24 protein-coding genes are annotated in these 25,681 nt (G+C 72.7%); 14 read left to right on the top strand and 10 right to left on the bottom strand.

All coding sequences use genetic code 11. The annotated features are described in order from the left end of the window. Window positions 1-61 precede the first annotated feature (61 nt). Window positions 62-1,597: a metallophosphoesterase family protein gene (locus ACRB68_RS13120; protein ID WP_153532784.1), complete on the bottom strand. Its 1,536-nt coding sequence runs from the start codon at window positions 1,595-1,597 to the stop codon at window positions 62-64. A gap of 23 nt (window positions 1,598-1,620) precedes the next feature. Between ACRB68_RS13120 and ACRB68_RS13115 the strand changes: the two genes are divergently transcribed. Both ACRB68_RS13115 and ACRB68_RS13110 read left to right on the top strand, forming a co-directional pair. Then, window positions 1,621-1,971: a metallopeptidase family protein gene (locus ACRB68_RS13115; RefSeq protein WP_153532783.1), complete on the top strand. Its 351-nt coding sequence runs from the start codon at window positions 1,621-1,623 to the stop codon at window positions 1,969-1,971. 110 nt (window positions 1,972-2,081) lie between these two features. Further along, window positions 2,082-3,377 carry an MFS transporter gene (locus ACRB68_RS13110; RefSeq protein ID WP_328594141.1) on the top strand — a complete coding sequence of 432 codons (1,296 nt, stop codon included), beginning with the start codon at window positions 2,082-2,084 and terminating at the stop codon, window positions 3,375-3,377. On the opposite strand, the gene ACRB68_RS13105 is transcribed toward ACRB68_RS13110, so the two are convergent. Beyond that, a complete protein-coding gene (locus ACRB68_RS13105) occupies window positions 3,374-3,694 on the bottom strand; it encodes a PspC domain-containing protein (protein WP_153532782.1) in 321 nt (106 codons plus the stop codon). The two genes, ACRB68_RS13110 and ACRB68_RS13105, sit on opposite strands and share 4 nt — an antisense overlap. Window positions 3,695-3,823: 129 nt before the next feature. Between ACRB68_RS13105 and ACRB68_RS13100 the strand changes: the two genes are divergently transcribed. The 3 genes from ACRB68_RS13100 (at window position 3,824) to ACRB68_RS13090 (ending at window position 6,861) form a co-directional block, all read left to right on the top strand. Further along, on the top strand, window positions 3,824-4,975 hold the full coding sequence (locus ACRB68_RS13100) for an acyl-CoA dehydrogenase family protein (RefSeq protein WP_153532781.1): 1,152 nt from the start codon (window positions 3,824-3,826) through the stop codon (window positions 4,973-4,975). 166 nt (window positions 4,976-5,141) lie between these two features. Continuing rightward, window positions 5,142-6,161, top strand: coding sequence for an aspartate-semialdehyde dehydrogenase (locus ACRB68_RS13095; RefSeq protein WP_153532780.1), 1,020 nt, complete (start codon window positions 5,142-5,144; stop codon window positions 6,159-6,161). A gap of 85 nt (window positions 6,162-6,246) precedes the next feature. Beyond that, complete coding sequence (locus ACRB68_RS13090; protein ID WP_153532779.1) at window positions 6,247-6,861, top strand: hypothetical protein; 615 nt, start codon at window positions 6,247-6,249, stop codon at window positions 6,859-6,861. Here the strand turns inward: ACRB68_RS13090 and ACRB68_RS13085 are convergent. The 3 genes from ACRB68_RS13085 to ACRB68_RS13075 all read right to left on the bottom strand — a co-directional run bounded on the left by ACRB68_RS13085 (window position 6,858) and on the right by ACRB68_RS13075 (window position 11,397). Further along, window positions 6,858-7,073 (bottom strand): DUF2277 domain-containing protein, encoded by a 216-nt coding sequence (locus ACRB68_RS13085; RefSeq protein WP_153532778.1) that lies wholly within the window; start codon window positions 7,071-7,073, stop codon window positions 6,858-6,860. The genes ACRB68_RS13090 and ACRB68_RS13085 overlap by 4 nt on opposite strands. Window positions 7,074-7,397: 324 nt before the next feature. Continuing rightward, on the bottom strand, window positions 7,398-8,915 hold the full coding sequence (locus tag ACRB68_RS13080) for a M28 family metallopeptidase (RefSeq protein ID WP_153532777.1): 1,518 nt from the start codon (window positions 8,913-8,915) through the stop codon (window positions 7,398-7,400). A gap of 79 nt (window positions 8,916-8,994) precedes the next feature. After that, on the bottom strand, window positions 8,995-11,397 hold the full coding sequence (locus tag ACRB68_RS13075; protein ID WP_407924288.1) for a M4 family metallopeptidase: 2,403 nt from the start codon (window positions 11,395-11,397) through the stop codon (window positions 8,995-8,997). A 323-nt stretch (window positions 11,398-11,720) separates the two neighbouring features. Between ACRB68_RS13075 and ACRB68_RS13070 the strand changes: the two genes are divergently transcribed. Continuing rightward, entirely contained in the window at window positions 11,721-12,449 is a 729-nt protein-coding gene (locus tag ACRB68_RS13070) for an isocitrate lyase/PEP mutase family protein (RefSeq protein ID WP_153532776.1), read from the top strand. Here the strand turns inward: ACRB68_RS13070 and ACRB68_RS13065 are convergent. The 3 genes from ACRB68_RS13065 to ACRB68_RS13055 form a co-directional block, all read right to left on the bottom strand. Beyond that, window positions 12,446-12,643, bottom strand: coding sequence for a hypothetical protein (locus tag ACRB68_RS13065; protein ID WP_153532775.1), 198 nt, complete (start codon window positions 12,641-12,643; stop codon window positions 12,446-12,448). The two genes, ACRB68_RS13070 and ACRB68_RS13065, sit on opposite strands and share 4 nt — an antisense overlap. Window positions 12,644-12,666: 23 nt before the next feature. Continuing rightward, entirely contained in the window at window positions 12,667-13,314 is a 648-nt protein-coding gene (locus ACRB68_RS13060; RefSeq protein ID WP_153532774.1) for a 3'-5' exonuclease, read from the bottom strand. Between the two features lie 104 nt (window positions 13,315-13,418). After that, a complete protein-coding gene (locus ACRB68_RS13055; RefSeq protein ID WP_153532773.1) occupies window positions 13,419-14,879 on the bottom strand; it encodes a serine/threonine-protein kinase in 1,461 nt (486 codons plus the stop codon). A gap of 69 nt (window positions 14,880-14,948) precedes the next feature. Here ACRB68_RS13055 and ACRB68_RS13050 point away from each other — a divergent pair, with 69 nt between their 5' ends. From ACRB68_RS13050 to ACRB68_RS13030, 5 genes are all read left to right on the top strand, one after another. Then, window positions 14,949-15,401, top strand: a complete 453-nt coding sequence (locus ACRB68_RS13050; protein WP_153532772.1) for a S26 family signal peptidase — start codon at window positions 14,949-14,951, stop codon at window positions 15,399-15,401. A 186-nt stretch (window positions 15,402-15,587) separates the two neighbouring features. Beyond that, window positions 15,588-15,728: a hypothetical protein gene (locus tag ACRB68_RS13045; RefSeq protein ID WP_153532771.1), complete on the top strand. Its 141-nt coding sequence runs from the start codon at window positions 15,588-15,590 to the stop codon at window positions 15,726-15,728. A gap of 16 nt (window positions 15,729-15,744) precedes the next feature. Next, entirely contained in the window at window positions 15,745-16,269 is a 525-nt protein-coding gene (locus tag ACRB68_RS13040; protein ID WP_153532770.1) for a MauE/DoxX family redox-associated membrane protein, read from the top strand. A gap of 17 nt (window positions 16,270-16,286) precedes the next feature. Then, complete coding sequence (locus ACRB68_RS13035; protein WP_153532769.1) at window positions 16,287-16,814, top strand: TlpA family protein disulfide reductase; 528 nt, start codon at window positions 16,287-16,289, stop codon at window positions 16,812-16,814. Beyond that, a complete protein-coding gene (locus ACRB68_RS13030) occupies window positions 16,811-18,622 on the top strand; it encodes an ABC transporter ATP-binding protein (RefSeq protein WP_153532768.1) in 1,812 nt (603 codons plus the stop codon). The genes ACRB68_RS13035 and ACRB68_RS13030 overlap by 4 nt, the downstream gene beginning before the upstream one ends. 33 nt (window positions 18,623-18,655) lie before the next feature. On the opposite strand, the gene katG is transcribed toward ACRB68_RS13030, so the two are convergent. Both katG and ACRB68_RS13020 read right to left on the bottom strand, forming a co-directional pair. Beyond that, window positions 18,656-20,887: a catalase/peroxidase HPI gene (gene katG / locus ACRB68_RS13025; protein ID WP_153532767.1), complete on the bottom strand. Its 2,232-nt coding sequence runs from the start codon at window positions 20,885-20,887 to the stop codon at window positions 18,656-18,658. A gap of 33 nt (window positions 20,888-20,920) precedes the next feature. Further along, entirely contained in the window at window positions 20,921-21,358 is a 438-nt protein-coding gene (locus ACRB68_RS13020) for a Fur family transcriptional regulator (RefSeq protein ID WP_153532766.1), read from the bottom strand. A 318-nt stretch (window positions 21,359-21,676) separates the two neighbouring features. Between ACRB68_RS13020 and ACRB68_RS13015 the strand changes: the two genes are divergently transcribed. From ACRB68_RS13015 to ACRB68_RS13005, 3 genes are read left to right on the top strand one after another with little or no spacing between them, the layout of a single operon-like run. Continuing rightward, a complete protein-coding gene (locus tag ACRB68_RS13015; RefSeq protein WP_153532765.1) occupies window positions 21,677-22,411 on the top strand; it encodes an NUDIX hydrolase in 735 nt (244 codons plus the stop codon). Next, entirely contained in the window at window positions 22,408-23,568 is a 1,161-nt protein-coding gene (locus ACRB68_RS13010; protein WP_153532764.1) for a 5'-methylthioadenosine/S-adenosylhomocysteine nucleosidase family protein, read from the top strand. The genes ACRB68_RS13015 and ACRB68_RS13010 overlap by 4 nt, the downstream gene beginning before the upstream one ends. Continuing rightward, window positions 23,565-25,559 carry a hypothetical protein gene (locus tag ACRB68_RS13005; RefSeq protein WP_153532763.1) on the top strand — a complete coding sequence of 665 codons (1,995 nt, stop codon included), beginning with the start codon at window positions 23,565-23,567 and terminating at the stop codon, window positions 25,557-25,559. The genes ACRB68_RS13010 and ACRB68_RS13005 overlap by 4 nt, the downstream gene beginning before the upstream one ends. Window positions 25,560-25,681 lie beyond the last annotated feature (122 nt).

The following is a 25,681-nucleotide window of genomic DNA, read 5'->3' as shown; positions in this document are numbered from 1 at the left end:
GGCGAAATCTACCGCTGACCCTGCCCAGCATAGGGGACAACCTGGTCGGACGTGCAATCGGTTATCCCCCTGGGCGGTCGCGCGACGGAGACGCGCTGGTCGCGGGGGTGGTCGAGGGCGTCTGCTGCTGGGGCGACGGGCCCGGCTGCTCCGGCGGGGTGACCGGGCGGTCCGGCTTCGGCTCCAGGTGCCGTTCGATCTGGGCCGAGGTGAGGCCGAGGCCGCCGAGCCGCAGGTCGTCCCAGCCCTGCAGGCGGTGCGTGGCGCGGCTGAAGTACAGGACCGACAGCTCGATCGGGGTGGGCTCCTCGTGCTCCAGGCCTCGGGCGCCCGCGCCGCCGGTGGAACCCTGTACGAACAGGCGGGAACCGGTCGGCAGGAGCTTGGTGTCGCGCTTGTGGGCGTGGCCCGCCAGGATCAGCGGTGCCCGGCCGGTGAACGCCTGCGCCTCGGCGGGGTCGTGGACGGCGATCACGTCCGGGGCGGTGCCGGACGCGCGCAGCCTGTCGGCCAGGCCGACGCCGGTGGCGTGCATCTGCTCGACCGTCACGTCGTCGCCGCGGGTCTTCTTGTCGGGGGTGTAGCGCGGGTCGCCGACGCCGTAGATCCGCAGGCCCTCGACCGCGCGGGTGGCGTCGTCCAGGACGATCGCGTTCTTCTGGCGCGCGACGGCCGCCTGCGTGCCCCGGGAGTCGTGGTTGCCGCGGATGTAGACGTAGGGGACCTTCAGCGAGGAGATGTCCTTGGCGAAGGCGTCCTCGGCCCGGGTGCCGTGGTCCATCAGGTCGCCGGTGTCGATGATCATGTCGACCTGGAACTGGGCGCCGACCGAGCGGATCACGTTCCACGCCGCCGGGTTCAGGTGGATGTCGGACACGTGCAGCACCCGCAGCGTGGACGGGTCGGGCTCGTAGGCCGGCAGCGTCGACGTCGCCGCGTACAGCCGGGACACGTTCCCGACCAGGTGGGCCAGCTGCGCCCGGTAGGCGGTGAACCGCTCCACGACGTTGCGGGTGTCGCCGACGACCTGCGGCGCGTTGGCCAGCAGCCCGGTGTAGCGGGGCTCGGCGAGCGCGTTGGCGTTGAACGTCAGCCACGCGGTGAGGGACACCGCGAGCATCCCGGCGAGGGCGGTGCCGGCGCTCAGCAGGGCGCGCCGCCAGGACCGGAAGACCGTCAGGCCGGCCAGGAAGGCGGCGGCGAGGGCGAGGGCGACCGCGCGGACCATCATCTGGACGATGCCGTGCCACAGCTCGGTGGTGACCTGCTCGGTGAGCCGGTCCATCTCGGCGGGCTTCTCGATCAGCGCGCGGGTCGGGCCGAGGTGCAGCTCCGACAGCTGCGCCTGCAGCGCGATCGGCCCGGTGTGGGTGTCCAGCCGCAGCGAGCCGAGCGGCGGGATCCGCACCTGGGTGCCGCCCGTCCAGGACGGCCGCAGCGACAGCGTGACGTCGCTCGGGCCGACGGGGGTGTCCACCCGGCCGCCGAGCAGGAGGCCGGCCAGGCCGCCGAGCAGGCCGACCGCGACCACCGCCAGGACCCGGTAGCCGAGACGGGCCCGGGGGCCGGTGAGCCGCTTCCTGGTCCGGTCGAGCAAGATTCCTCCTTCGGTCGCGCAGAATGGGAGCCGTGATCGAGATGTCGCGAGACGACTTCGAGGACCTGGTCGGCCAGGCCCTGGACACCATCCCGCCCGAGCTGGCCGGCCACATGCGCAACGTGGTCATCGTGGTGGAGGACCACGCGCCCGAGCGCGGCCTGCTCGGCCTTTATGAGGGCGTACCCCTCACCGAGCGCGGTGACTGGTACGCGGGCGTCCTGCCCGATCACATCTCCATCTACCGCGACGAGATCCTGCGAATCTGCGAAACGCCCGAAGACGTGGTGGAAGAGGTGCGGATCACCGTGGTGCACGAGATCGCCCACCATTTCGGCATCGATGATGACCGGCTGCACCGGCTCGGCTACTGAGCGGCACGCGACGGATTCCGGACAAGAGGTACGGTAGGTCACACGATTGCCACACAGCGTGAGTTAATAGAAGGGGGACACGGCCGGGGGTCCACGGACGGGGAGCGCGCGTGGCGGGGAGGCAGAACGGGCGGCACCGGCGTCCGCCGGAAGCGCAGGCCACCTATCGCGAGGTGTTCGCGGTGGGCGAGTTCCGCGCGCTCTGGCTGGCGCAGGCATTGTCGTTCGTCGGCGACCAGCTCGCCCAGATCGCGCTCGCGGTCCTGGTCTACTCCCACACCGGCTCGGCGCTGCTCACCGCGCTCACCTACGCGCTGACCTACCTGCCGCCGATCGTCGGGGGGCCGGTGCTGTCGGGGCTGGCCGACCTGTTCCCGCGGCGCACCGTCATGGTCGTGTGCGACATCGTGCGGGCCCTGCTGGTCGCCGCGATGGCGCTGCGGGCGCTGCCGTTCTGGTCGCTGTGCGTCATGATCTTCTTCACCGTGCTGCTCGGCGCGCCGTTCAGCGCCGCGCGCGCGGCGATCCTGCCCGACGTGCTGGACGGCGACCGCTACGTGGCCGGCGCGGCGATCAACAACATCACCCACCAGGCCACCCAGATGCTCGGCTTCGTGGTCGGCGGCGCGATCGTCACGCTGGTCGGCGAGTACGAGGCCCTCGCGCTGGACGCGGTGACGTTCGGCGCGTCCGCGCTGATCCTGGTCGCCGGGGTGCGCGCCCGCCCGGCGCCCCGGCGGCCGGGCCGCGACGCGCCCGGCCTGTGGCGCGGCACCCGCGACGGCGCCCGGCTGGTCTTCGGCGACCCGGTGCTGCGCTCGCTGGTGGCGTTCGCGTGGCTGTGCGCGTTCTATGTGATCCCCGAGGGGCTGGCCGCGCCGTACGCGGCGTCGTTCGGCGGCAGCGCGGTCACCGTCGGGCTGCTGATGTCGGCGATGCCGACGGGCATGGTGCTCGGCGCGTTCCTGTTCAGCCGGTTCGTCCGGCCGAGCAACCGGATCCGCGCGATGGGCTGGATGGCGATGCTGGCCTGCGCGCCGCTGATCGTCGCCGGGACGCACCCGCCGCTGTGGGCGGTGCTCGCGCTGTGGGCGCTGTCGGGCGTCGGCAGCGCCTACCAGCTCGCGGCGAACGCGGCGTTCGTCGCGGCGGTCCCGCCCGCCGGGCGCGGGCAGGCGTTCGGGCTGGCCCAGTCGGGCATCCTGGCCGGCCAGGGCCTCGGCATCCTGGCCGCGGGCGCCGTCGCCCAGCTGCTCGGCCCCGAGACCGCCGTCGCGCTCGCCGGGGCGCTCGGCCTGTCGGTGGCGGCGGCGCTCACCCTGCACTGGAACCAGGTGCGCGGCGAGGTCATCGCGGGGATGCGCGCACCCGAGCAGGCCCCGGCGGCCGAGGCCGCCCAGTCCTAGCGCGTCGCCTTGGCCAGCGCGTCCTTGGCCTTCTGCACGGTGTCCTGGACGCCGGGGTTCGCGCTCGCCTTCTTGAACATCTCCTCGCCGACCGAGGTCTCGGCGCCCTCCTCGGGCAGCAGCAGCCAGGCGATCGCGTACAGCGCGAGGCCCGAGCCGCCGAACAGGGAGAAGACCGCCAGGGCGAGGCGGACGATGTTGGGGTCGATGTCGAAGTACCGGCCGGTGCCGGCGCAGACACCGGCGATCATGCGGCCGTCGCGGGTGCGGCGGAACTGCTTGGCGGGTGCGGCGGTGGTGTCCTTGTCGAAGTCCATGCCCCGATCATGCCCAGCCAGGAGGGCTTTTCCCATCGGGTACGCCCCTGAGTCGTCCCTGAGACGACCCCTGAACCGCCCCGGCGTACCCTGGCGGCGGACCAGACCCGCCCGCAGAGAGGACCCCTCATGGACGTGCTGCGCGTCGACGACCGGCTCACCGGCGAGGAGCGGATGATCCGCGACACGGTGCGGGCGTTCGTCGCCGAGCGGATCGCGCCGCGGATCGCCGGCTGGTTCGAGGAGGGCGTCTTCCCCGCCCGCGAGCTGGCGCCCGAACTCGGCAAGCTCGGCCTGCTCGGCATGCACCTGGACGGCTACGGCTGCGCCGGGACGAGCGCGGTCGCCTACGGCGTCGCCTGCCGGGAGCTGGAGGCGGCCGACTCGGGGCTGCGCAGCTTCGTGTCGGTGCAGGGCTCGCTCGCCATGGCCGCGATCCGCAAGTACGGCTCCGAGGAGCAGAAGCGGCAGTGGCTGCCGCGGCTGGCGTCGGGCGAGGCCATCGGCTGCTTCGGCCTCACCGAGCCCGACCGCGGCTCCGACCCCGGCGACATGCTCACCCGGGCCCGCCGCGACGGGTCCGACTGGGTGCTGAACGGCGCCAAGATGTGGATCACCAACGGCTCGGTCGCCGACGTCGCGGTGGTGTGGGCCAGGACCGACGAGGGCATCCGCGGCTTCGTCGTCCCGGCCGGCACCCCCGGCTTCACCGCCCGCGACATCCACCGGAAGATGTCGCTGCGGGCGTCGGTGACCTCCGAGCTCTCCCTGGACGACGTGCGGCTGCCCGCGGACGCCGTCCTGCCGGACGCGACGGGCCTGAAGGGCCCGCTCGGCTGCCTGTCGGAGGCCCGCTACGGCATCCTGTGGGGCGCGGTCGGCGCGGGCCGCGCCTGCTACGAGGCGGCCGTGGAGTACGCCACCACCCGCGAGCAGTTCGGCAAGCCCATCGGCGCGTTCCAGCTCACCCAGGAGAAGCTGGCCTGGATGGAGGTCGCCCTCGGCCAGGCGGGCCTGACCGCGCTGCACGTCGGCCGGCTGAAGGACGAGGGGACGGTCACCCCGCAGCAGGTGTCGTTCGGCAAGCTGGCCAACGTCCGCGCCGCCCTGGACGTCGCCCGCCAGGCCCGCACGATCCTCGGCGCCAACGGCATCACGCTGGAGTATCCGGTGATCCGCCACATGAACAACCTGGAGAGCGTCCTCACCTACGAGGGCACCCAGGAGGTCCACCTGCTCACCCTCGGCAAGGCCATCACCGGCCTGGACGCCTTCCGCTGACCCGCCGCCGGACGGCCCGGCGCCCCCGCACGGGGAACGCCGGGCCGCGGTCCCCGCGGGGTGAAGCGGTGCTTAACGGCGGGGGCAAGGGTTACTGACTGGACGTTCGTACACTGGCCTCGGCAGACTCGGTCTGCCCAGGTCGAGCGTTGAGCAAGGGAGCGGCATGAGAATCGGGATCGTCGGAGCCACCGGACAGGTCGGCGGGGTCGTGCGCGGGATCCTGGCCGAGCGCGGATTCCCGGTCGAGGAGCTGCGGCTGTTCGCCTCCGCCCGGTCGGCCGGACGCACGCTGCCCTGGGCCGGCGCCGAGATCACCATCGAGGACGCCGCGACCGCCGACTACCGCGGCCTGGACATCGTGATCTTCTCGGCGGGCAAGACGACCTCGCTGGAGCTGGCGCCCAAGGTCGCCGCGGCCGGCGCCGTGGTGATCGACAACTCGTCCGGCTGGCGGATGGACCCCGAGGTCCCGCTGGTCGTCGCCGAGGTCAACCCGCACGCCGCCGCGCAGCGGCCCAAGGGGATCATCGCCAACCCCAACTGCACCACGATGGCCGCGATGCCGGTGCTGCGCCCGCTGCACGAGGAGGCCGGGCTGACCGCCCTGGTGGTCGCCACCTACCAGGCGGTGTCGGGCAGCGGCCTGGCCGGCGTGGCCGAGCTGCACGGGCAGGCCCGCGCGGTGGTGGACGGCGCGGGCGCGCTCACCCACGACGGGTCCGCGGTGGAGTTCCCCGACCCCAAGGTGTACGTCGCGCCGATCGCGTTCAACGTGCTGCCGATGGCCGGCTCGATCGTGGCCGACGGCCGCGCCGAGACCGACGAGGAGCAGAAGCTGCGCAACGAGAGCCGCAAGATCCTGGAGATCCCGGACCTGAAGGTGTCGGGCACCTGCGTGCGGGTGCCGGTGTTCACCGGCCACTCGCTGCAGATCAACGCCCGGTTCGCGCGGCCGATCGACCCCGAGCGGGCCACCGAGCTGCTGACCGGCGCCCCCGGTGTGGTGCTGGCCGACGTCCCGACGCCGCTGCGCGCCGCCGGGCAGGACCCGACCTTCGTCGGCCGCATCCGCCGCGACGAGACCGTCGACAACGGCCTCGCGCTGTTCGCCTCGGGCGACAACCTGCGCAAGGGCGCGGCGCTGAACGCCGTGCAGATCGCCGAGCTGGTCGCCGCCGGGTAATCCGGTACCGCCGTCGCGGGCCTGAACCGATCAAGTACCGTTCCCGTCTGACCGGGACGGTACTTGATCGATTTTGGGAGAGATATTGAGACGCGAACTGCTGGGCGTCGCGGCCACGCTGGTCGCCGGCTCGCTGGTGCTCACCGGCTGCGGCGGCGACGACAAGAAGAAGCCCGCCGCCAAGAAGAGCGAGGGCGACGTGACCGCGACCGCCGCGCCCACCGAGCGGCCGGACGACAAGAACGCCGCCCCCGGCCCGAGCGACGCCCCCTCCGACGGCCCGCCGACGGCGACCGCGCTCGGCCCCGACGGCTACGGCGCGCTGAAGCTCGGCATGTCCCTCGACCAGGCCAAGGCGACCGGCCTGATCACGGTGAAGAAGGCCGCCGGCGGCTGCACCGCGTTCGACCTGAAGGCGGCGCCGCCCGCCAAGGGCGCGGTCGGCGGCTACGTCTCGGCCAAGCTCGGCGTCAGCTCGATCTTCTCGACCGAGGAGATGCGCACCCCGCAGGGCATCGGCAACGGCTCGACCCTCGCCGAGCTGAAGCAGGCGTTCCCCAAGGTCGCCAAGAAGGCGAACGTGATGGCGGCGAAGGTGCCCGACAACCCCAAGGCCGAGTACGACTTCGTCCTCGGCGAGGGCGGCAAGACCGTGGACCAGGTCGCGCTGGTGCTGCCCGGCCAGACCTGTCACAACTAGCCGGGACGGCCCCTGACCTGCAGGACGTCCAGGAGCTCGGCGGTGCTGCGCGCGATCTCGGCGACGGCGCGCTCGAACGCCTCGGCGTTGTGCGCGGCCGGGGCGCGGAACCCCGAGATCTTGCGGACGTACTGGAGCGCGGCGGCGCGGACGTCGTCGTCGGTGACGTCGTCGGCGTAGGGCGGGCGGAGCGTCTTGATGCTGCGGCACATGCCGCCATTGTGACCCGCGCCACCGACAGAACGCGCCGGTGAAGCCGTGGGCCCCCGGTGCTGCGCGGGGAGCGCACCGGGGGCCCGGCGGGGGGCGGCTCCAGGGGGAGCGTGGGGGCCGGTGAGGCCCGGCCGCGCGGATGCGGCCGGTGGAGGGTCGGCCGCATCCGCGGGGGTCCGGTGCGGGGACAGCGGCCCCGCACCGTTCGCCAGCAGTGCATCCTGGCGGCCGGGAGGAGTCAATGAATCCAGCTCGCTCTGGATTTTCACACCTCGCAGCCCGCTGCCTTGAATTACTGAAAAGCCGGGTTGTCCTGGGCGGACTCAGGACTTGGTGATCTTGATGTTGTCGATGCCGGCCTCGATGAGGCTGCCACCGCCCGCGTCGGCGGCGTCCACCAGGATCCGGACGGACTGCCCGGCGAAGGAGGACACGTTCGCCGTCGCGGTCTGCCAGCTCGCGGACCGGTTGGTGGCCGCGCCGGGCTGGTTGAGGACGGTGGTGGTCCCGTTCGGCCCGACGACCCGAACCCGCAGGTAGTCGTCGGACGAGGCGTTGTTCAGGTGCCCCAGGTACCAGGAGAACGACAGCGTCAGCGTCCCGGTCGGCAGCGTGATGGGCGCCGACTGGATGCTGGTGGTGCCGCCGTCGATGTCGTTGTCACCCGCGCTGGTCCCGCCGGACGCCCCGGTCACCAGCGTGCGCGTGCCCCCGGCCGCGGCGAGCTGCAGGTTGGTGCCGCTGTAGCTCGTCGCCTGCGGGACGCCGCGCTCGAACTTGCCGGTGGCCGCGGTGTCGGTGCCGGCCGGATTCGCCGTCCAGCCCTTGTCGGTCTCCAGGTCGTCGGCGTAGACGGTCTCGCCGGGCGGAGCCGGGGTGCCCGCGAGCGTCCACACCGAGTAGGCGATCGCGTCGGAGTTGCGGTCCAGCGCGGTGTCGTTGATGTTCGCGGTGGTGTCGCACGAGCTGTGGTAGCACCGGTCGAACGCGGTGCCGGCCTGGCCGCCCCACAGCTGCGCCTGCGCGCTGGTCTTGTACTCCTCGGCGCCGGTGAACAGGCCGCCCGCCGGGATGCCGTACCGGATGAAGCCGCCGTAGTCCGAGCGGCCGTCGAACGCGGTGTCCTGCACCGGGACGTTGATCGAGGCGAAGTAGTCGCGCTGCACCTTCTCGATCTCCGCCGAGCCGGCCGGGCCGCCGCTGCCGCTGGAGCCGTCGCCGTCGTAGGCGAAGTAGCCGGGGTTGGGCGACCCGACCATGTCGTAGTTCAGGTAGCCCTTGATCTTGGAGCGCTCGGCCGACGGCAGGTTGTTGGTGTAGTAGTTCGAGCCGACCAGGCCGAGCTCCTCGGCGCCCCACCAGGCGAAGCGCAGGTGCTTGTCGGGCTTGAGGTTCTGCTGGGCGACCACGAGCGCGGTCTCCAGGATCGCCGCCGACCCCGAGCCGTTGTCGTTGATGCCGGGGCCGGCGGTCACGCTGTCCAGGTGCGCGCCGGTCATCAGGACCCGGTCGGGGTCGCCGCCGGGCCAGTCGGCGATCAGGTTGTAGCCGGTGGCGCCGCTGGAGGTGAAGGTCTGGACGGTCGTGACGTAGCCGGCGGCGTCGAGCTTGGCCTTGACGTAGTCGACCGACGCCTTGTTGCCCGGCCTGCCGTGCGCGCGGTTGCCGCCGTTGTTGTTGGCGATCGTCTGCAGTTGCGCCAGGTGGGCCTTGACGTTGGCGAGCGAGATGTCGGGCGCGGCGGCGGCAGCGGCCCGCGGGCCGGGCGCGGCCGTCGCCGGATGGGCGGTGCAGGCGAGCAGGACGGCCGCCCCTGCCGCCGCAAAGATGCGAGATCTCATGGTTCCTCCGCGTACGGGACGGGCCGGGGCGGGCGCCTGGAGGGGAGAGAGGCGCCCGCCCCGGACCGTCAGAGGGCGATCAGGACTTGGTGATCTTCACGTTGTCGATACCCGCCTCGACGAGGCTGCCACCGCCCGCGTCGGCCGCGTCCACCACGATCCGGACGGACTGCCCGGCGAAGGAGGACACGTTCACCGTCGCGGTCTGCCACGCGGCGGACCGGTTGACGGCCGAGGCGGCCTGGTTCAGCACCGTCGTGGTCCCGTTCGGCCCGACGACCCGCACCCGCAGGTAGTCGTCGGACGAGGCGTTGTTCAGGTGCCCCAGGTACCAGGAGAACGACAGCGTCAGCGTCCCGGACGGGAGGGTGATCGAGGGCGACTGGGCACTGGTGGTGCCGCCGTCGATGTCGTTGTCGCCCGCGCTGGTCCCCGCGGAGGCGCCGGTCACCAGGTCACGGGTGCCGCCCGCCGCGGCGAGCTGCAGGTTGGTGCCGCTGTAGCTCGTCGGCTGCGGGACGCCCACCTCGAACTTGCCGGTGGCCGCGGTGTCGGTGCCGCCCGGGTTGACCGTCCAGCCCGGGTCGGTCTCGAAGTCGGCGGAGTAGACCGTGCCGCCGCCGGTGCCGCCGACCGTCAGCGTGTAGGTCGCGGTGCGGTCGGCGCTCGCGCCGTCACCGAGGACGGTGATGGTGTAGGTGCCGTTCGCGGTGCCCGCGGGCACGCTCACCGTCATCGTGGACGACTGCCCCGAGGTGATGGTCGCGGGGGAGAACGTGACCGTCGGGCCGCCCGGCGAGCTGGTCGCCGACAGCGCCACCTGCTGCGCGCTGCCGCCGGTCGTCTGGGTGCTCACGGTCGCGGTGACCGAGCCGCCCGGCTGGGCGCTGCCCGAGGTGGGGCTGAGCGACAGCGAGAAGTCGTTCTGCTGCGTCCCGCACGCCGGCTCGCCGGCCTGCGCCGGGACGTTCACCGCGCTCCACGCCGCCTTGACCGCGTTGCACTCGGTGGCCGACCCCGGGAACCGCTGGACGGCCTCGTTCACCGTCTCCAGCCGCGCCCGCGCGTGGCTCCAGGCGGTGACCTTGCGGTTCAGCCCGCCCATGAAGATCTGGCCGGCCTTCTGGATGCCGATGCCGGTGACGGTGGAGTTGTTGCAGGTCGGGCTGGACGGCTTGCCGTTGCCCGGGTTCGAGCCCTCGGCCAGCAGGTAGAACCAGTGGTTCTGCGGACCGGCCGCCGCGTGCACCTCGGTGCTCGGGATCGAGGAGGAGTAGCAGTTGGGGTCGCCGAGCGCCGAGGGGTCGTACATGTTGCGGATCGGGCCCGAGCCGACCAGGTCGACCTCCTCGCCGACCAGGTAGTCCGGCGGGTCGTAGGCGGCCGGCTCGTTGGCGTAGTGCTCGGTGAGCGCACCGAAGATGTCCCCGGTGGACTCGTTCATCCCGCCCTTCTCGTTGCCGTTGCCGCCGCTGGAGCCGCCCGGCGTGGTCTGGAAGATGGCGTGCCCGAACTCGTGCGCGACGACGTCGATGGACGTGGCCTGCTTGGTCCCGGCCTGGTTGTGGCCGAAGTTGGTGTAGCTGCCGTTCCAGTAGGCGTTGACGTCGTTCAGGCCGACCCGGGCGGGGAACCCGCCGCCGCTGCCGTCGATGCCGCTGCGCGACAGCCACGAGCCGAGCATGTCCCATTCCTTCTGGACCGCGAACAGGGCGTCGACGCAGGCGGTCTCCAGGTCGGTGCCGCTGCCGTTGCCCCAGGCGCTGTCGGGCCCGGTGAAGGTGGTGCCGCTCTGCCCGCCGCAGCGGATGCCCGAGCGGGCGGGGTCGCTCATCGACGTCGCGGCGGTGCTGAGGTCGACGGTGCCGTTGTAGTTGCTCTGGTCGTCGGCGGCGTCGGTCACCTCGTTCCACTGCTGGACGACCTTGCCGGTGGCGGCGTCGACGTACACGTGCAGCTTGGCGGGCGCCTTCTTCAGCGTGCCGGTGACGACCGTCTCGTACACCAGCCGGCCCGCGCCCTCGGCGAGCACGGTCAGCCGCGGCGCGGACGCCTCGTCCACCTTGGTCAGCCGCGCCTTGGACGTCGCGGCGGCCCGCGCCGCCGAGACCTTGGCGGTGGTGGAGACCGCCAGCTTCTGGCGCTGGGCGACCGAGGTGCCGAGCACGGCGCCGGTGGAGTTGGTGACGACCACGAAGTCGCCGCCGTACACCGGCAGCCCGCGGTAGGTGCGGTCGTAGCGGACGTACTGCAGGCCGCCCGCGCCGGACGTCACGCCACGGCGGATGATCTTGTCGGGGGCGGCGCGGCGGAACGCCGCGGGCCGGGCGGCGACCATCCGGTCGGCGGCGGCCGCGGCGACCGCCCGCGGGTCGGGACGGCGGGGGGCTGGGGCTTGCGCGCTCGCGCCGACCGGCGTGAGCAGCGCCACGACGAGGCCGGCGGCTACCGCCGGGGCCCCGAGCGCGGTGTGGGCTTTCACTGGGGGTGCTCCTTCTCCGTGCCGCCCGCCACGGGGGTCCTTGTGGGAGGCGACCGTGACGGCACGGCGGTGTGCGAGGAGGACCCCGCGCAGGGCGGGGTCGGATGAGACGGGGCGCGGGGCGGTGGTCCCGAGCCGCTGGACGGGGGAGTTGGCTCATCCGGATGAGTTGCCCTGAAGTGCATCCCAGCGAGGAATCAACGTCAATGAATCCATTCATCACTGGAATTTCAATCTAACGAGCTGAATGTGTGGAACAAACCGAAAACTCCGGCTTGTCGGGTGGTGGCGGCCCGGGGGCCGGACGCTGTAGACAACAAGGCATGTCCGTGGACTACGAGAGACTTCGCGAACTGCACCGTCCGGGCGATCCGCTGGTCCTGCCGAACGTCTGGGACGCCGGCGGGGCCAAGGCCGTCGAGGAGGCGGGGTACCCGGCCCTCGCCACCGCGTCGGCGGCGATCTCGGCGATGCTCGGCTATCCCGACGGCGAGGGGGCGCCCCCGGGCGAGATGTTCGCGGCGGCCGCCCGCGTCATCGAGGCCGTCTCGGTGCCGGTGACGGTCGACGCCGAGGCGGGCTACGGCCTCGAACCGGCCGCCCTCGCGGCCCGCCTCCGCGAGATCGGGGCGGCGGGCCTCAACCTGGAGGACTCCAGGGACCACGCCCTGCTGGACGCGGAGGCGCAGGCGGCCTACATCGCCGCCCTGCGCGCCGCCGACCCCGGCCTCGTCATCAACGCGCGCGTGGACACCTTCGTCACCGGCGCCCCGGAGGCCCTCCCCGAGGCCCTCGCCCGGGGCCGCCGCTACCTGGAGGCGGGCGCCGACTGCGTCTACCCGATCGCGGTGCGGGACGAGGGCATCATCGAGGCCCTGGTGAAGGAACTGGGCGTCGTCAACGTCCTGTGCCTGCCGGGCATGTCGGTGAAGCGCCTGGCCGGGCTGGGCGCGGCCCGCGTCTCCTTCGGCTCGGGCCTGTACCGCCTCGCCCTGGAGACCGTGCGGACCTTCGCCACCCGCCTGAAGGAAGGCGAGGAGCCCTGGCCCTAGGCCCGCAGCCCCGTGCGGATGTCGGCCGCGCTGAGCGGGCTGTTCTCGGCGAGCTCCTCGACGGTGCGGCCGGCCTCGACGGCCGCGGCGTAGGCGGCGAAGAGGTCGCCGAGGGCGGCGTCGGCCTCCTCCTTGGCCTTGAGGTAGCGCGTGCAGGCCAGCTGCACCTTGGCGTCGGCCTCTTCGGGGTTCATGCGCCGCAGCGTAGCGCGGAGCGTCAGACGCGGGAGCGGGGCATCGCGGGGCGTTGCGGCAGGGCGGTCGGAGGCCAGGACGGCGCCTGCCGCGCGCGCTCGACCTTGTCGGCCCAGGGCAGCGGGCGGGGCGCGCCGCGCAGGTAGTACTGGAACAGGGCGGCGGTGGCGCGGGCGTCGTCGAGCGCCGCGTGGGCGTTGTGCGGCGGGACGCCGGCCGCCTGGCAGCAGTCGGCGAGCCTGCGGACGCCCTTCGGCAGGAAGCCGGACGCGAGCTGCTGGGTGCACAGCGACTCGGGGGCCCAGCCGCCGCCGAGCCGCGCGGCCGCCGCCCGCAGGAAGCGCAGGTCGAACTCGGCGTTGTGCGCGACGACCACCCGCCGGTCCAGGTGCCGCCCGATCTCCCCGGCGACCTCGGCGAAGCCCGGGGCGTGCGCGAGCATGCCGGCGGTGATGCCGTGCACCCAGTCGGCCCCGACGGCCCCGCCGGAGTCGAGCAGGCTCTCCCACTCGGCGACGACGTCGCCCCCGGCGTCCAGCAGCACGATCGCCAGCTCGATCATCGCGTCGCCCTTGGCGGGGGAGAAGCCGTTGGTCTCGCAGTCGACGACGGCGTACACCGCGCCGGGGAAGGCGTCGCCGTCGAGGCTGAACAGGGCGTCGTGGCTCATGGCGGGGAGGTCCTCGGTGACTGGGGGACGGGACGCTTACCCAGAGCATCCCAAAGTCGCCTTCGGTAATCACGGCGGACGCGCCGGAGGCGCCTTTCCGCGCGTCAGGACGACTTGCAGGTGTCGCCGTCCGCGACCGCCTTCGGATGGCCGGGATAGGCCCAGCGGCACACGCTCGTCATGTTCACCGGGGTTCCGCCGGGGCCGTAGCACCAGTAGGTGGAGCCGGTCATCCCGCTGCTCGCGTACCCCTGGGACTGGCAGTAGCGGGTCACGTCGTTCGCGGACACGGTCCCGAGCACCTTCTGCCCCGAAGGGCGCCGTTCCCTGGGCGGCGGGGACGATTTCCGGGGCGCCGGGGGCTTTGTTCGGTCTGGGCTCGGCGTGGCGCCTGCCGGCTCGCGCCGGCTGGGCTCGGTCGACGGAGTCGCAGACGGGGTGGGGCGGGGCGTTCCGCTCTGTCCCGGCGCGGGGGAGGCAGGGGTGCCGCCGCCGGTGGACGTGGCGGGACGTGGTCCGGGCTGCGCGGCGGAAGGCTTCTCTCCTCGGCCGGAGGAGAGCAGCGGGTAGGCGGCGGCCAGTACCAGGAGCAGGGCCAGGACCGCGGCGCCCGCCCAGGCGTAGGCGCGGCGGCGGGTCCGGCCGGTGGCGGCGCTGGGATGGGTGGCCGGAGCGATCTCCGCCGGCGGTTCCGGCGGTTCCGGCAGGGCCGGCGGTTCCGGCAGGGCCGGTGGGGGCGGCGGGGCCGGCGGGGCCGGCTGGGCGCGCAGGCGCTCCACGACCTGCGCGGCGGTGGGCCGCTGGGCCGCGTCCTTGGCCAGGCAGGCCCGGACGAGGTCGCCGAGCCGCCCGTCCAGCCGGTCCAGGTTCGGTTCGTCGTGCAGGATCGCCTGCATGACGGCGGGGATCGAGTCGCCGGTGAAGGCCCGCTCGGCGGTGGCGGCGTAGACCATGGTCGCGCCCCAGGCGAACAGGTCGGCGGCCGGGCCGACGTCGCCGCCCGCGATCTGCTCGGGCGCCATGTAGCCGGGGCTGCCCACGGCCTGGCTGGTGATGATCGTCCGGCTGACGTCCAGGGCCCGGGCGATGCCGAAGTCGATGACGACCGGGCCGTCCGGGCCGAGCAGGACGTTGCCGGGCTTGAAGTCGCGGTGGACCACCCCGGCCTGGTGGACCGCGGCCAGCGCGGTCGCGGTGTTGACCGCCAGCCGCTGCAGCGCGGCCCCGGTGCGCGGGCCCGTCTCCCGCACCGACCGCTGCAGCGACGGCCCGTCCACGAACTCGCTGACGATGTAGGGCTGCCCGTCCACCACGCCGCTGTCCAGCACCTGCGCGGTGCAGAACGGCGCCACCCGCTTGGCGAGCTCGACCTCGCCGAGGAAGCGGGACAGCGCCCGCTCGTCGGTCACCAGGTGCGGATGGAGCAGCTTGACCGCCACCTGCTGCCCGGTGTCCGCACTGGCGACGTAGACCGTGCCCTGTCCGCCGGTGCCGAGCCTGCCTTCGAGGCGATAGGGCCCCACCGAGCTCCTGTCGGTGGGCAGCAAGGTCGTCCACTCGGGCACGTGCCGCCTCCATCACCGGACCGGAGGAAGATCATAGCGGCGGCCGCGGCGGGCTACGATCTGGCGGCCATGAAGCGAATCTCGACTTGGCTGCTGGGCGGGGCGGGTGCCGCGGCGGCGGCGGGCGTGCTGATGGCGCGCGGCCGCCTGGTGGTGGTGACGATCTCCGGCACGAGCATGATGCCCACGCTGCGCGACGGCGACCGGGTGCTGGCGCGGCGGCGGAGCCTCGGCCGGTTGCGGCGCGGGGACGTCGTCGTGCTCGAACCGCCCGCGGACGGGCCCTACCTGCCCGGCCCCGGCGGCCCGTCCTGGAACGTCAAGCGCGTCGCCGCGCTGCCGGGGGACCGGCTGCCGCCCGGCGTCCCGGGACCGGCCGACGGCACGGTGCCGCCCGGGGCGCTCGCGGTGCTCGGCGACAACCCCGACAGCGTCGACTCCCGGCAGCGCGGCCTGTTCCCCGGCGACCGGCTACTGGGCGTGGTGGTACGGCGGCTGAACATCACCTCGCGGCCGGGTTGACGGCGGGTCGCTGGCAGAAGACACCAAGATCGAAAGGCCGCTGGGGGCAGAGTGCACAAAGCGGTACGGCGGGGGGATCCGGCCCCTTGTGGCGGATGATCTTCGGGGTTAGCTTCGGGCCAGCGGGCGCCGGCGCCCGGCGCCCCCGCAGCTGGAACGTTCCGGCTCGACCTTGAGGAGATCCTCATGATCCGTGCAGTCAACCGTCTGGGCGACCGGCTCCTCGGCCGCCTCCTGCCGAACACCACCGCCCGCGCCGAGGCCTGCTGGTGGACCTCCACCGGCATTCACTGCTGCATCTACGCCGGCCGCACCTACTGCCGCTGACCCCGGGCCGATCGCCATGCAGTACGTCGCGCTGGCCGCCCGCTGCACCCTGGAACTGGTCTTCCTGGTCGCGGTGATCGGCAAGGCGCGCAGCCCGAAGGCCTTCCGGGAGTTCCGCGCGTCGGTGCCCGGCCTGGCCCCCGGGCTGCCGCCGGCGGCGGTGTCCGCGGCCGTGCCGGCGGCCGAGGCGGCCATCGTCGTGCTGGCGGCGATCGGACCCACGGCACCGGCCGGCCTCGCGCTGGCCGGTGCCGTCCTGCTGATGTTCACCGCGGCGATCGTCCGCACGCTGCGCGCCGGGCGGCAGGCGACCTGCCGCTGCCTCGGCGGCGGCCCGGCCCCGCTCGGCCGCGTCCAGGTCGTGCGCAACCTCGCGCTCGCCGTGGTCGCGGCGGCCGGCCTGTCCGCGCAGCTGACGGCGACGGCCCCGGTGCACCCGGGCGGCGCGGTCGTCGCGGTGGCGGCGGCGGGCGTGCTCGGCGCGGTGTTCGTCTTCTTCGCCGAACTGGCCGACCTGCTGATCGTGCCGTCTCCCCGATGAACCATGAAGGACGGCAAGTGCCTTATCTCGTCGCGGGCGTCGTCTTCGTCGGCGCCCTTAGCGCGTTCAACCTGCTCCTCACCCTGGCGGTCGTCCGCCGCCTCCGCGAACACGCCGCGCTGCTGGAGGGCGAACGGGCGGCGCCGCCGTTCACCCCGCCCGGCACCCCGCTGCCCGAGTTCACCGCGGCCGCCCTCGACGGCACCGCGCTGAACCGCGGCTTCTTCACCGGCCCCACGGTCGTCGGCCTGTTCTCCACCACCTGCGCCTCCTGCCGGGAGCACCTGCCCGAGTTCACCGAGCGGGTCGGGGGCCTGGGCGCCGGGCGCGTCCTCGCGGTCGTCGTCGGCGACCGGAACGACGCCGAGCCGTTCACCACCGCGCTGGCACCCGTCGCCACCGTGGCGGTCGAGCCCCAGGACGGCCCGGTCGCCACGGCGTTCGGGCGGCCCGCCTTCCCCGGCTTCTACGTCGTGGACGAGAACGCCGTGGTGACGGCCTCGCTGATCCGCCCCGCCGACCTGCCCGTCCCGGCGGGCCTATGAGCGGTGCGGCGACGCCGCGCCGGATCGCCGTCGTCGCCTCGCTGGCCTGGCGGGCGCACCGCGGCGCGACGGTCGCGGCGGTGGTCCTCGCCCTGCTCGGCGGGCTCGCGCCGGTCGCGACGGCGTGGCTGACCAAGCTGGTCCTGGACGCGCTCACCGAAGGCGGGGGTACGGACCGGCTCCTGCTCCTGGCCGCGGGACTCGCCGGCTGCGGCCTCGGCCTCACCGTCCTGCCGCACGCCGGCACCTACGCCCAGGCGCAGCTGCGCCGGGCGGTGCGCGCCCTGGTCACCGACCGCCTGTTCCGGGCGGTCAACGCGCACGCGGGCCTGCGCCGCCTGGAGAGCCCGGCGTTCCAGGACACGCTGCGGCTGGCGTACGAGTCCGGCCACAGCGCCCCGGACCGGCTCATCTCCGGCGCCCTGACGATCGGCCAGTCGGCCGTCGCCATGTCCGGCTTCGTGGTCACGCTGCTGATGGTCAACCCGGTGCTGGTCGCGGTCATCGTGCTGGCGGCGCTGCCCGCGGTGTGGCTCCAGCTCGGGCTGAGCAAGGAGCGGGCCGGCACGATGTGGCGGATCAGCCCCGGCATGCGCCGCCAGGTGTTCTACGGCGAGCTGCTGACCAGGCCCGAGGCGGCCAAGGAGGTGCGGCTGTTCGGGCTGGGCGACTTCTTCCGCACCCGGATGCTGGGCGAGCTGAAGGCCACCGACGACGCCGAGCGCCGCGTCGACCTGAAGGCGCTGCGCCGCCAGGGGCTGCTCGCCCTGGTCGGCAACGGCGTCGCGGGCGGCGGCCTGGTGTGGGCCGTCCTCGCGGCGGCGTCGGGCGACCTCACCGCGGGCGACGTGACTGTCTTCGCCGCCGCCGTCGCCGGGGTGCAGGCCGCGCTGACCTCGATCGTCGACCGGTGGGCCGACGCGCACAACGCCCTGCTGATGTTCGGCCACTTCGTCACGGTCACCGAGGCCGTGCCCGACCTGCCCGTGCGCGCCGGGCCCCGCCCCGTCCCGGAGCTGCGCGAGGGCATCGAGCTGCGCGACGTGTGGTTCCGCTACAGCGAGGAGCACCCCTGGATCCTGCGGGGCGTCGACCTGTTCATCCCCCATGGCCGCAGCGTCGCGCTGGTCGGGGTGAACGGGGCGGGCAAGAGCACGCTGGTCAAGCTGCTGTGCCGCCTCTACGACCCCGACAAGGGCGCGGTCACCTGGGACGGGACGGACCTGCGCGACCTGGACCCCGCCGAGCTCCGCGAGCGGATCGGCGTGGTGTTCCAGGACTTCATGGAGTACGACCTCACCGCCGGCGAGAACATCATGCTGGGCGACCTGGCCGCGGCCGGCGACGCGGAACGGATCCGGGCCGCCGCCGAGCGGGCCGGCGTCCACGAGGCCGTCGCGGCGCTGCCGCGCGGCTACGACACGATGCTGAGCCGCATCTTCGGCGACCAGGAGGAGGCCGGGGCGGCCCTGTCGGGCGGGCAGTGGCAGCGCCTCGCGCTGGCCCGCGCGCTCCTGCGGCAGAGCCGCGACCTGCTCCTGCTGGACGAGCCGAGCTCGGGCCTGGACGCCGAGGCCGAGCACGCCGTGCACGCCTCGCTCCGCCGCCACCGGCACGGCCGGACCAGCGTGCTGATCTCGCACCGGCTCGGCGCCGTGCGCGAGGCCGACCTCATCGTGGTCCTGGACCAGGGGCGGATCACCGAGCGCGGCACCCACGAGGAGCTCATGGCGCTGGACGGGGAGTACGCGCGCCTGTTCGCCCTCCAGGCCAGCGGCTACGCGGCCCGGGAGGGCGAACAGGTGTGACCCGGCCGGTGTCCCGGCCGGGTCACCGCACGCTCAGACCAGGTCGAAGCGGTCCAGGTTCATCACCTTGACCCACGCCGCGACGAAGTCGGTCACGAACTTCTCCTTCGCGTCATCGCTCGCGTAGACCTCCGCGAGCGCCCGCAGCTCGGAGTTCGACCCGAAGACCAGGTCGGCGCGGCTGCCGGTCCACCTGACCTGGCCGGTGGCGGTGTCGTAGGCCTCGAAGGAGGTCTGGTCCTCCGAGGTCGCCTTCCACTGCGTGCCGAGGTCGAGCAGGTTGACGAAGAAGTCGTTCGTCAGCGTCCCCGGGTTGGCGGTGAGGACGCCCTGCGACGACTGCCCGTGGTTGGCGCCGAGCACCCGCAGGCCGCCGACCAGGACCGTCATCTCCGGCGCGCTCAGCGTCAGCAGGTTCGCCCGGTCGAGCAGCAGGTACTCGGCCGGCAGCCGGTTGCCCTTGCCGAGGTAGTTGCGGAACCCGTCGGCGGTCGGCTCCAGCGCGGTGAACGACTCCACGTCGGTCTGGTCCTGCGAGGCGTCCACCCGGCCCGGCGTGAAGGGCACCTCGACGTCGAAACCGGCGTCCTTGGCGGCCTTCTCGACGCCCGCGCCGCCGGCCAGCACGATCAGGTCGGCCAGCGAGACCTGCTTGCCGTCGGTCCGGGAGGCGTTGAAGCCCGCCTGGATGCCCTCCAGCGTGCGCAGCACCGCCGGGAGGCGGTCGGGGTCGTTGACCTCCCACCCGATCTGCGGCTCCAGCCGGATGCGCGCGCCGTTGGCGCCGCCGCGCATGTCGCTGCCGCGGTAGGACGACGCCGACGCCCACGCCGTGGCGACCAGCTCGGAAACCGACAGGCCCGACGCCAGGATCTGCGCCTTCAGGGAGGCGATGTCGGCGGCGTCGACCAGCTCGTACGTCCGCTCCGGCAGCGGGTCCTGCCACAGCAGCGTCTCGGCGGGGACCTCCGGGCCGAGGTAGCGCGAGACCGGGCCCATGTCGCGGTGCGTCAGCTTGAACCACGCCTTGGCGAACGCGTCGGCGAACGCGTCGGGGTTCTCCAGGAACCGCCGCGAGATCGGCTCGTAGACCGGGTCGAAGCGCAGCGCGAGGTCGGTCGTCAGCATCGTCGGGGCGTGGCTCTTGGACGGGTCGTGGGCGTCGGGCACGGTCCCGGCGCCGCCGCCGTCCTTCGGCCGCCACTGGTGCGCGCCGGCGGGGCTCTTGAACAGCTCCCACTCGTACGCGAACAGCGTCTCGAAGAAGCTGTTGTCCCAGCTCACCGGGGTGGGCGTCCAGGTGCCCTCCAGGCCGCTGGTGATCGTGTCGCCGCCCTTGCCGGTGCCGAAGGTGTTGTTCCAGCCGAGGCCCTGCTCCTCCATCGAGGCGGCCTCGGGGTCGGCGCCGACGCTGTCGGCGGGGCCCGCGCCGTGGGTCTTGCCGAAGGTGTGGCCGCCCGCGATCAGCGCGACGGTCTCCTCGTCGTTCATCGCCATCCGGCGGAACGTCTCCCGGATGTCGCGGGCCGAGGCCAGCGGGTCGGGGTTGCCGTTCGGGCCCTCGGGGTTGACGTAGATCAGGCCCATCTGGACCGCGCCGAGGGGGCTCTCCAGCTCCCGGTCGCCGCTGTAGCGCTCGTCGTCGAGCCAGGCGGACTCGGGGCCCCAGTAGACGTCCTCCTCGGGCTCCCAGACGTCCTCGCGGCCGCCGGCGAAGCCGAAGGTCTGGAAGCCCATCGTCTCCAGGGCGACGTTGCCGGCCAGGACCAGCAGGTCGGCCCACGACAGCTTCTGGCCGTACTTCTTCTTCACCGGCCACAGCAGGCGGCGGGCCTTGTCGAGGTTGGCGTTGTCGGGCCAGCTGTTGAGGGGGGCGAAGCGCTGCTGGCCGGCGCCGGCGCCGCCGCGGCCGTCGCTGATCCGGTAGGTGCCGGCGCTGTGCCAGGCCATCCGGATGATGAACGGGCCGTAGTTGCCGAAGTCGGCGGGCCACCAGTCCTGCGAGGTCGTCAGCACCTCGGCGATGTCGCGCTTCACCGCGGGCAGGTCCAGGCTCTGGAACGCCGCGGCGTAGTCGAACCCCTCTCCGAGCGGGTTGGCCACGGCGGGGTTCTTGGCCAGGATCTTCAGGTTGAGGCGGTCGGGCCACCACTGGCGGTTCCCGCCGCCCTGCGTCGGGTGGGGGGCGCGGCCGTGCGCGACGGGGCAGCCGCCCCCGTCTTCTTCCTTGGCGTCGGTGACGATCGCATCGTGGTTCTCGGTCATGAGAATCCTTCCAGGCCAGGGGGGATGTGGGGCTCAGGAACCGGGTGCGGCGGAGCAGGCGGGGCACCTGCCCCAGTAGATGACCTCGGCCTCGTCGATGGTGAAGCCGTGGTCGTCGGACGCGGTCAGGCAGGGGATCTCGCCGACCGCGCAGTCGACGTCGGCGACGGCCCCGCACGACCGGCACACGACGTGGTGGTGGTTGTCCCCGACCCGCCCCTCGAACCGGGCCGGGCTGCCGGCCGGCTCGATGCGGCGCACCAGGCCCGCCGCGGTGAGCGCGTGCAGGGCCTCGTACACGGCCTGGAGCGAGATGTGGCCGACCCGCTCGCGCACCCCGGCGGCGATCGCCTCGACGCCGAGGTGGTCGCCGTCGCGGACGGTGTCGAGCAGCGCGACGCGGGCGGCGGTCACCCGCAGGCCGGCCCCGCGCAGCTCGGCGGCGGTGGACGGTTCCGGGGATACGGACATGCCGCCCAACCTATCCCCCTAAACACGAATGATTCAAGAGAACGAATGAAACTTGTTCAGGCCGGGTGGGGTGCACCCCTCGAAACGATCGGACCGGCTGCCGGATACGGATCCGGCCCTGGCCGGCATGGGACGTGAGGATGACCGGCTGCTGAACGGGGCCGCCCGCTTCCGCCGGACAACGGCCTCACCTGCGCGGCGGCGCCCGCTCCGCGTCCGGGTGCCGCACCAGGCCTTACCGATCGGTGATGAAGCGGTGACCGGGGTGGCAGCCTGAAGCGACTTTTTGTCAAGGTGACAGAAAGCTAGGCTCGCCGCATGACCGAAGACCGCTGGACGCCCCCCGCCGTGCTGCTCGCGGTCGATCTGGTGATCCTGACGCTGCGCGAATCGCACCTGCAGGTCCTGCTCGTCGAGCGCGGTGTCGAGCCCTACAAGGGCGCCCTGGCGCTCCCGGGCGGATTCCTGCGGGATGCCGAAGAGGACCTCACGGCCGCGGCCCGCCGCGAACTGGCGGAGGAGGCCGCCATGGACGTCGAGCCGCTGCACCTGGAACACCTCGGCGTCTACGGCGAGCCCGGCCGTGACCCACGCGGCCGGGTGGTGTCCGTCGCCTACCTGGCGATCGCGCCGGGGCTGCCCGAGCCGGTCGCCGGCACGGACGCGGCCGGCGCCCGATGGCAGCGAGCCGACCGGGTGCTCTCCGGGGAACTGGAGCTCGCCTTCGACCACCGGCGGATCGTCGCGGACGGCGTCGAGAAGGCCCGCGCCAAGCTCGAGCATTCCGCGCTCGCGACGGCGTTCTGCGGGCCCGTCTTCACGATCGCCGACCTGCAGCGGGTCTACGAGGCGGTATGGGGGATCCCACTCGACCCCCGCAACTTCTATCGCAAGGTCCAGAAGACCAGCGGGTTCATCGTCGCGGCGGGCTCGGAGCGCAAGGTCACGACCGGGAGGCCGGCCCGGCTGTTCCGGGCCGGCCCGCGCACGGTCCTGTATCCGCCGATGGTCCGGCCGGCCGAACAGCCGAACGCGAAAGGGCGGGAAGAATGAGCGGCAGTCCGATCGTCGTCCTGACGGCATTGGATGTGGAGTACGAGGCCGTCCGCGAGAAGCTGGACGACCCGCGGTTGCACCGGCACCCGCAGGGCACCCGCTTCGAGGTCGGCCGGCTGGCGGGGAGCCGGTGCCGTATCGCACTGGGCCTCGTCGGGAAGGGCAACCAGTCCGCGGCGGTACTGGCCGAACGCGCCATTGCCGAGTTCACCCCCGCGGCCCTGCTGTTCGTAGGGGTGGCGGGCGCCCTGCACTCCCATATCGCCCTCGGCGACGTGGTGGTGGCCACCCATGTCTATGCGTTCCACGGCGGGACGAGCCAGGACGACGGGTTCAAGAGCCGACCGCGCGTGTGGGAGGTCTCGCACGGCGCCGATCAGATCGCCCGGCACATCGCCCGCGTCCGCTCCTGGTCGCAGGGACTGGGCGCGGCCCAGCAGGCTCCCGAAGTGCATTTCGGGCCGATCGCGGCCGGTGAGGTGGTCCTGAATTCCAAGCTGTCGGCGCACGCCCGCTGGCTCCAGCGGAACTACAACGACGCACTCGCGATCGAGATGGAAGGGGCGGGCGTGGCGCAGGCCGCGCATTTGAACAGGGCGCTCCCGGTGGTTGTGATCCGAGGCGTCAGCGACCAGGCCGACGGCACCAAGGAGATCACCGACCGGGAGCAGTGGCAGGCACGGGCGGTGGCCAACGCGGCGGCGTTCACCAGGGCACTGGCGGAAAGCCTGGCCGCCGAGGAACAGGACCCCGATCGGCACGCGGCGACCGGAACGAAGAGGAGTTCGGAGATGAGCGGAACGATCCGCAACGTGGCCAAGGACAACGCGCGAGTGGGCGTGCAGGCCGGTCATGTGCATGGCGGTATCCGGATGACCGGTGAGCGGCGCCCGCCGGCCGACCCCGCCGAGGCGGTCGCCGGCCTGGCCGTCCTGCTCCAGCAGGCGCGAGCGGCCGATCACCTGGACGAGGAGACCTACCAGGCGGCGCAGGCCGAGCTCGCCGCCGCCCGGGAAACGTTGCGAACCACCACGCCCCAGGACATCGGCGCGGTGACGCTGGCCCTCAAAAAGGTGCGCGGGCTCGTCGGGGACGTGGCCGTCCTGGCCGCCGAGGTGGCGAGCGTCATCGCCCTGGTCCAGGGGCTGACATGACCGGGCCGGATACCGGCACGACGAACTACGCCGGGGATTCCGCCTACGTCGGTGTTCAGGCGGCGACGGTGCACGGCGGCGTCCATTACTACTCGCTGCCCGCGGACCCTTCACCTGCGGAGAAGTTCGAAACCGGTGTGCGCTGGCTCGATGGCAGCACGCCGGACAGGGCACGGCAGCTCATCCACGAAGCCATCATGGACGGCCATACCGGCAACGAGGTCTGCTTCTACTGGCAGCTGGCACTCGTCAGCGGCCGGACGCGGCATGAGATGCCGGAAGAGGACGCCGAGCGGCTGCGGCAGGCGCGGACCATCTGCCACGTCACCGGCGGCGATGCGTGGGCGGACGGGGTGAAGGCCATCAGCCGGCTGCTGGACTCCGCGCAGCAGCCGGATGCAGATCTGCCTGCCCTGCTCAAGGACTTCGACGGGCTCGGCGAAATCCAGCGCGCCGCGATCCTGCGGCATTTTGAGCTGTTCCTGGAGGGGCCGCTCAAAGACCAGATGTGGCATCGAGCCCTGCAAAGCGCCAAGCAGCACCAGATGGCGGACAGTCGAGCCGAACGTGTCTGGAAGTTCTTCCAGCCGGAGCCGACCCCGCCCCGGCGCCGTCCCGTGCGGCCGGCTGACATCTCCACCGGCACCTGGATCCGGGCGGTGGTGGCGACGGCCGTCCTCGCCGTGGCGGCGATCCATATCGGCTACCTGCTGGCACGTGAACTTCAGGTCTTCGCGCTGCTCGTGTATCTGCTGGGTATCGTCGGCGGCTGCTGCGCCGCGCGCAGCGGTATGGAATGGCGTTTTCGCAGCGAACGGCGTCGGGCGAAAGACGAAGAGTACGGGCGGCCTCGGGAACGTACGACCGGCGCACCGGCCGGTGGCTTCGCGAACAAGGTAGACCAGCGCTTCGACCACTACTTCGCCAGATACGTGCCGCGTGACACGAGCCGCTCCGCCTGGCTGGCCGGGACGGCGGGAATCCGCAAGAGCATGCGGGACGAGATCGTCGAGATCTACCGGGAACAGCGAACCGGCGTCGAGAAGATCTCCTGGCTGATCCGGTACCGGGTGGGCGACGTCAAGAAGCGATGGGAGAACGGCACGCTGTGGAGCTACCGGTGGGAACTGGCGACCCCGCTGGCCACTAAGGTCGTGGCGCTTGCCGGCCTCGCCGTCTTCGTGCTGGGAATCGTCTGGGCGGTGGAGAGCGCGGCACGGATCGCTCCCTTGAGCGCGGTCCGTTCGGTGGCCATAGCGCTGGCGGCCGGGGTGTTCGCCGTCCGCGCCTGGGCGCACATCGTTCTGGAGCGGAGGCGGTGCGCGGCCGACGAGGCCGAAAGCGCGCAGATGCAGGAGGACTGCATGGCGGCTTTCGAGCGCTGGCAGGCGAAGCTGGCCGACAAGCCCTCCGACCCGGAAATGGCCACCTGGTTGAACCGGGACCGGAAAGTGCTGCTGGACGAAGCACTGCGTCACTACGGACTGGTCATGAGCAACATGGTCGCCTACGCGTTCATCGAGGCACCCGGTTCATCCGCTAGCCGCGCGCGTGTGCTCAACGGCCCCTGGCGCTACACGCGTTATCAGCTGCTTCTTTTCCTCCTCACCGCGGACGGGGTACGCCAGCTCAGCGCCGAACTCGACTTCGCGCGGGGCACCTTCCATGACCGGGGCCGGACCAACTACCGCTACGAGGCGGTCGCGGCCGTGCGGGTACGCCAAGCGGACGACGGTGAACGCAGCTTCGAACTCGTGCTCGTCAACGGGGAACGGATCCAGGCCAAGGTGATAGGCCCGGGAATGGAGGAACTCGAGCCGGGCGAGACGCCCGGCGTCGTATCGGAGGCGACGCTGGACGCGGCCGGCCTTCACCACACTCTGCATGTCATGGAGGGGATCGCCGCGGAAGGAAAGCAGTGGATCGCCCAGGAGCGCCGGCGAAAGGACGATCGGCGGCACCAGCGCTCCAAAGTGGCCGACCCGGCATGACCACATATACCAAGCCATCGGCGGGCAAGGCGGTGACCTGCTCGCCGGTAGGTTCGGGACACTTCAACAGCGCCGTTCGGACTCTTCCTGGAATCCCTCCCTGTAGGGGAGGGCCGTGCAAC

Source organism: Actinomadura macrotermitis (genome assembly GCF_009604375.1).
Classification (GTDB): domain Bacteria; phylum Actinomycetota; class Actinomycetes; order Streptosporangiales; family Streptosporangiaceae; genus Spirillospora; species Spirillospora macrotermitis.
This window is presented reverse-complemented; position numbering and strand designations above follow the sequence as displayed.

What these genes read in the sequence shown, in the direction of transcription:
- ACRB68_RS13095 (WP_153532780.1), top strand. Translation starts at nt 5,142, where the DNA reads ATGAGAATCGGGATCGTCGGAGCCACCGGACAGGTCGGCGGGGTCGTG.
- ACRB68_RS13085 (WP_153532778.1), bottom strand. Translation starts at nt 7,073, where the DNA reads ATGTGCCGCAGCATCAAGACGCTCCGCCCGCCCTACGCCGACGACGTC.
- ACRB68_RS13050 (WP_153532772.1), top strand. Translation starts at nt 14,949, where the DNA reads ATGAAGCGAATCTCGACTTGGCTGCTGGGCGGGGCGGGTGCCGCGGCG.
- ACRB68_RS13105 (WP_153532782.1), bottom strand. Translation starts at nt 3,694, where the DNA reads ATGGACTTCGACAAGGACACCACCGCCGCACCCGCCAAGCAGTTCCGC.
- ACRB68_RS13060 (WP_153532774.1), bottom strand. Translation starts at nt 13,314, where the DNA reads ATGAGCCACGACGCCCTGTTCAGCCTCGACGGCGACGCCTTCCCCGGC.
- katG (WP_153532767.1), bottom strand. Translation starts at nt 20,887, where the DNA reads ATGACCGAGAACCACGATGCGATCGTCACCGACGCCAAGGAAGAAGAC.
- ACRB68_RS13020 (WP_153532766.1), bottom strand. Translation starts at nt 21,358, where the DNA reads ATGTCCGTATCCCCGGAACCGTCCACCGCCGCCGAGCTGCGCGGGGCC.
- ACRB68_RS13015 (WP_153532765.1), top strand. Translation starts at nt 21,677, where the DNA reads ATGACCGAAGACCGCTGGACGCCCCCCGCCGTGCTGCTCGCGGTCGAT.
- ACRB68_RS13010 (WP_153532764.1), top strand. Translation starts at nt 22,408, where the DNA reads ATGAGCGGCAGTCCGATCGTCGTCCTGACGGCATTGGATGTGGAGTAC.
- ACRB68_RS13045 (WP_153532771.1), top strand. Translation starts at nt 15,588, where the DNA reads ATGATCCGTGCAGTCAACCGTCTGGGCGACCGGCTCCTCGGCCGCCTC.
- ACRB68_RS13040 (WP_153532770.1), top strand. Translation starts at nt 15,745, where the DNA reads ATGCAGTACGTCGCGCTGGCCGCCCGCTGCACCCTGGAACTGGTCTTC.
- ACRB68_RS13070 (WP_153532776.1), top strand. Translation starts at nt 11,721, where the DNA reads ATGTCCGTGGACTACGAGAGACTTCGCGAACTGCACCGTCCGGGCGAT.
- ACRB68_RS13005 (WP_153532763.1), top strand. Translation starts at nt 23,565, where the DNA reads ATGACCGGGCCGGATACCGGCACGACGAACTACGCCGGGGATTCCGCC.
- ACRB68_RS13030 (WP_153532768.1), top strand. Translation starts at nt 16,811, where the DNA reads ATGAGCGGTGCGGCGACGCCGCGCCGGATCGCCGTCGTCGCCTCGCTG.
- ACRB68_RS13115 (WP_153532783.1), top strand. Translation starts at nt 1,621, where the DNA reads ATGGGAGCCGTGATCGAGATGTCGCGAGACGACTTCGAGGACCTGGTC.
- ACRB68_RS13100 (WP_153532781.1), top strand. Translation starts at nt 3,824, where the DNA reads ATGGACGTGCTGCGCGTCGACGACCGGCTCACCGGCGAGGAGCGGATG.
- ACRB68_RS13065 (WP_153532775.1), bottom strand. Translation starts at nt 12,643, where the DNA reads ATGAACCCCGAAGAGGCCGACGCCAAGGTGCAGCTGGCCTGCACGCGC.
- ACRB68_RS13080 (WP_153532777.1), bottom strand. Translation starts at nt 8,915, where the DNA reads ATGAGATCTCGCATCTTTGCGGCGGCAGGGGCGGCCGTCCTGCTCGCC.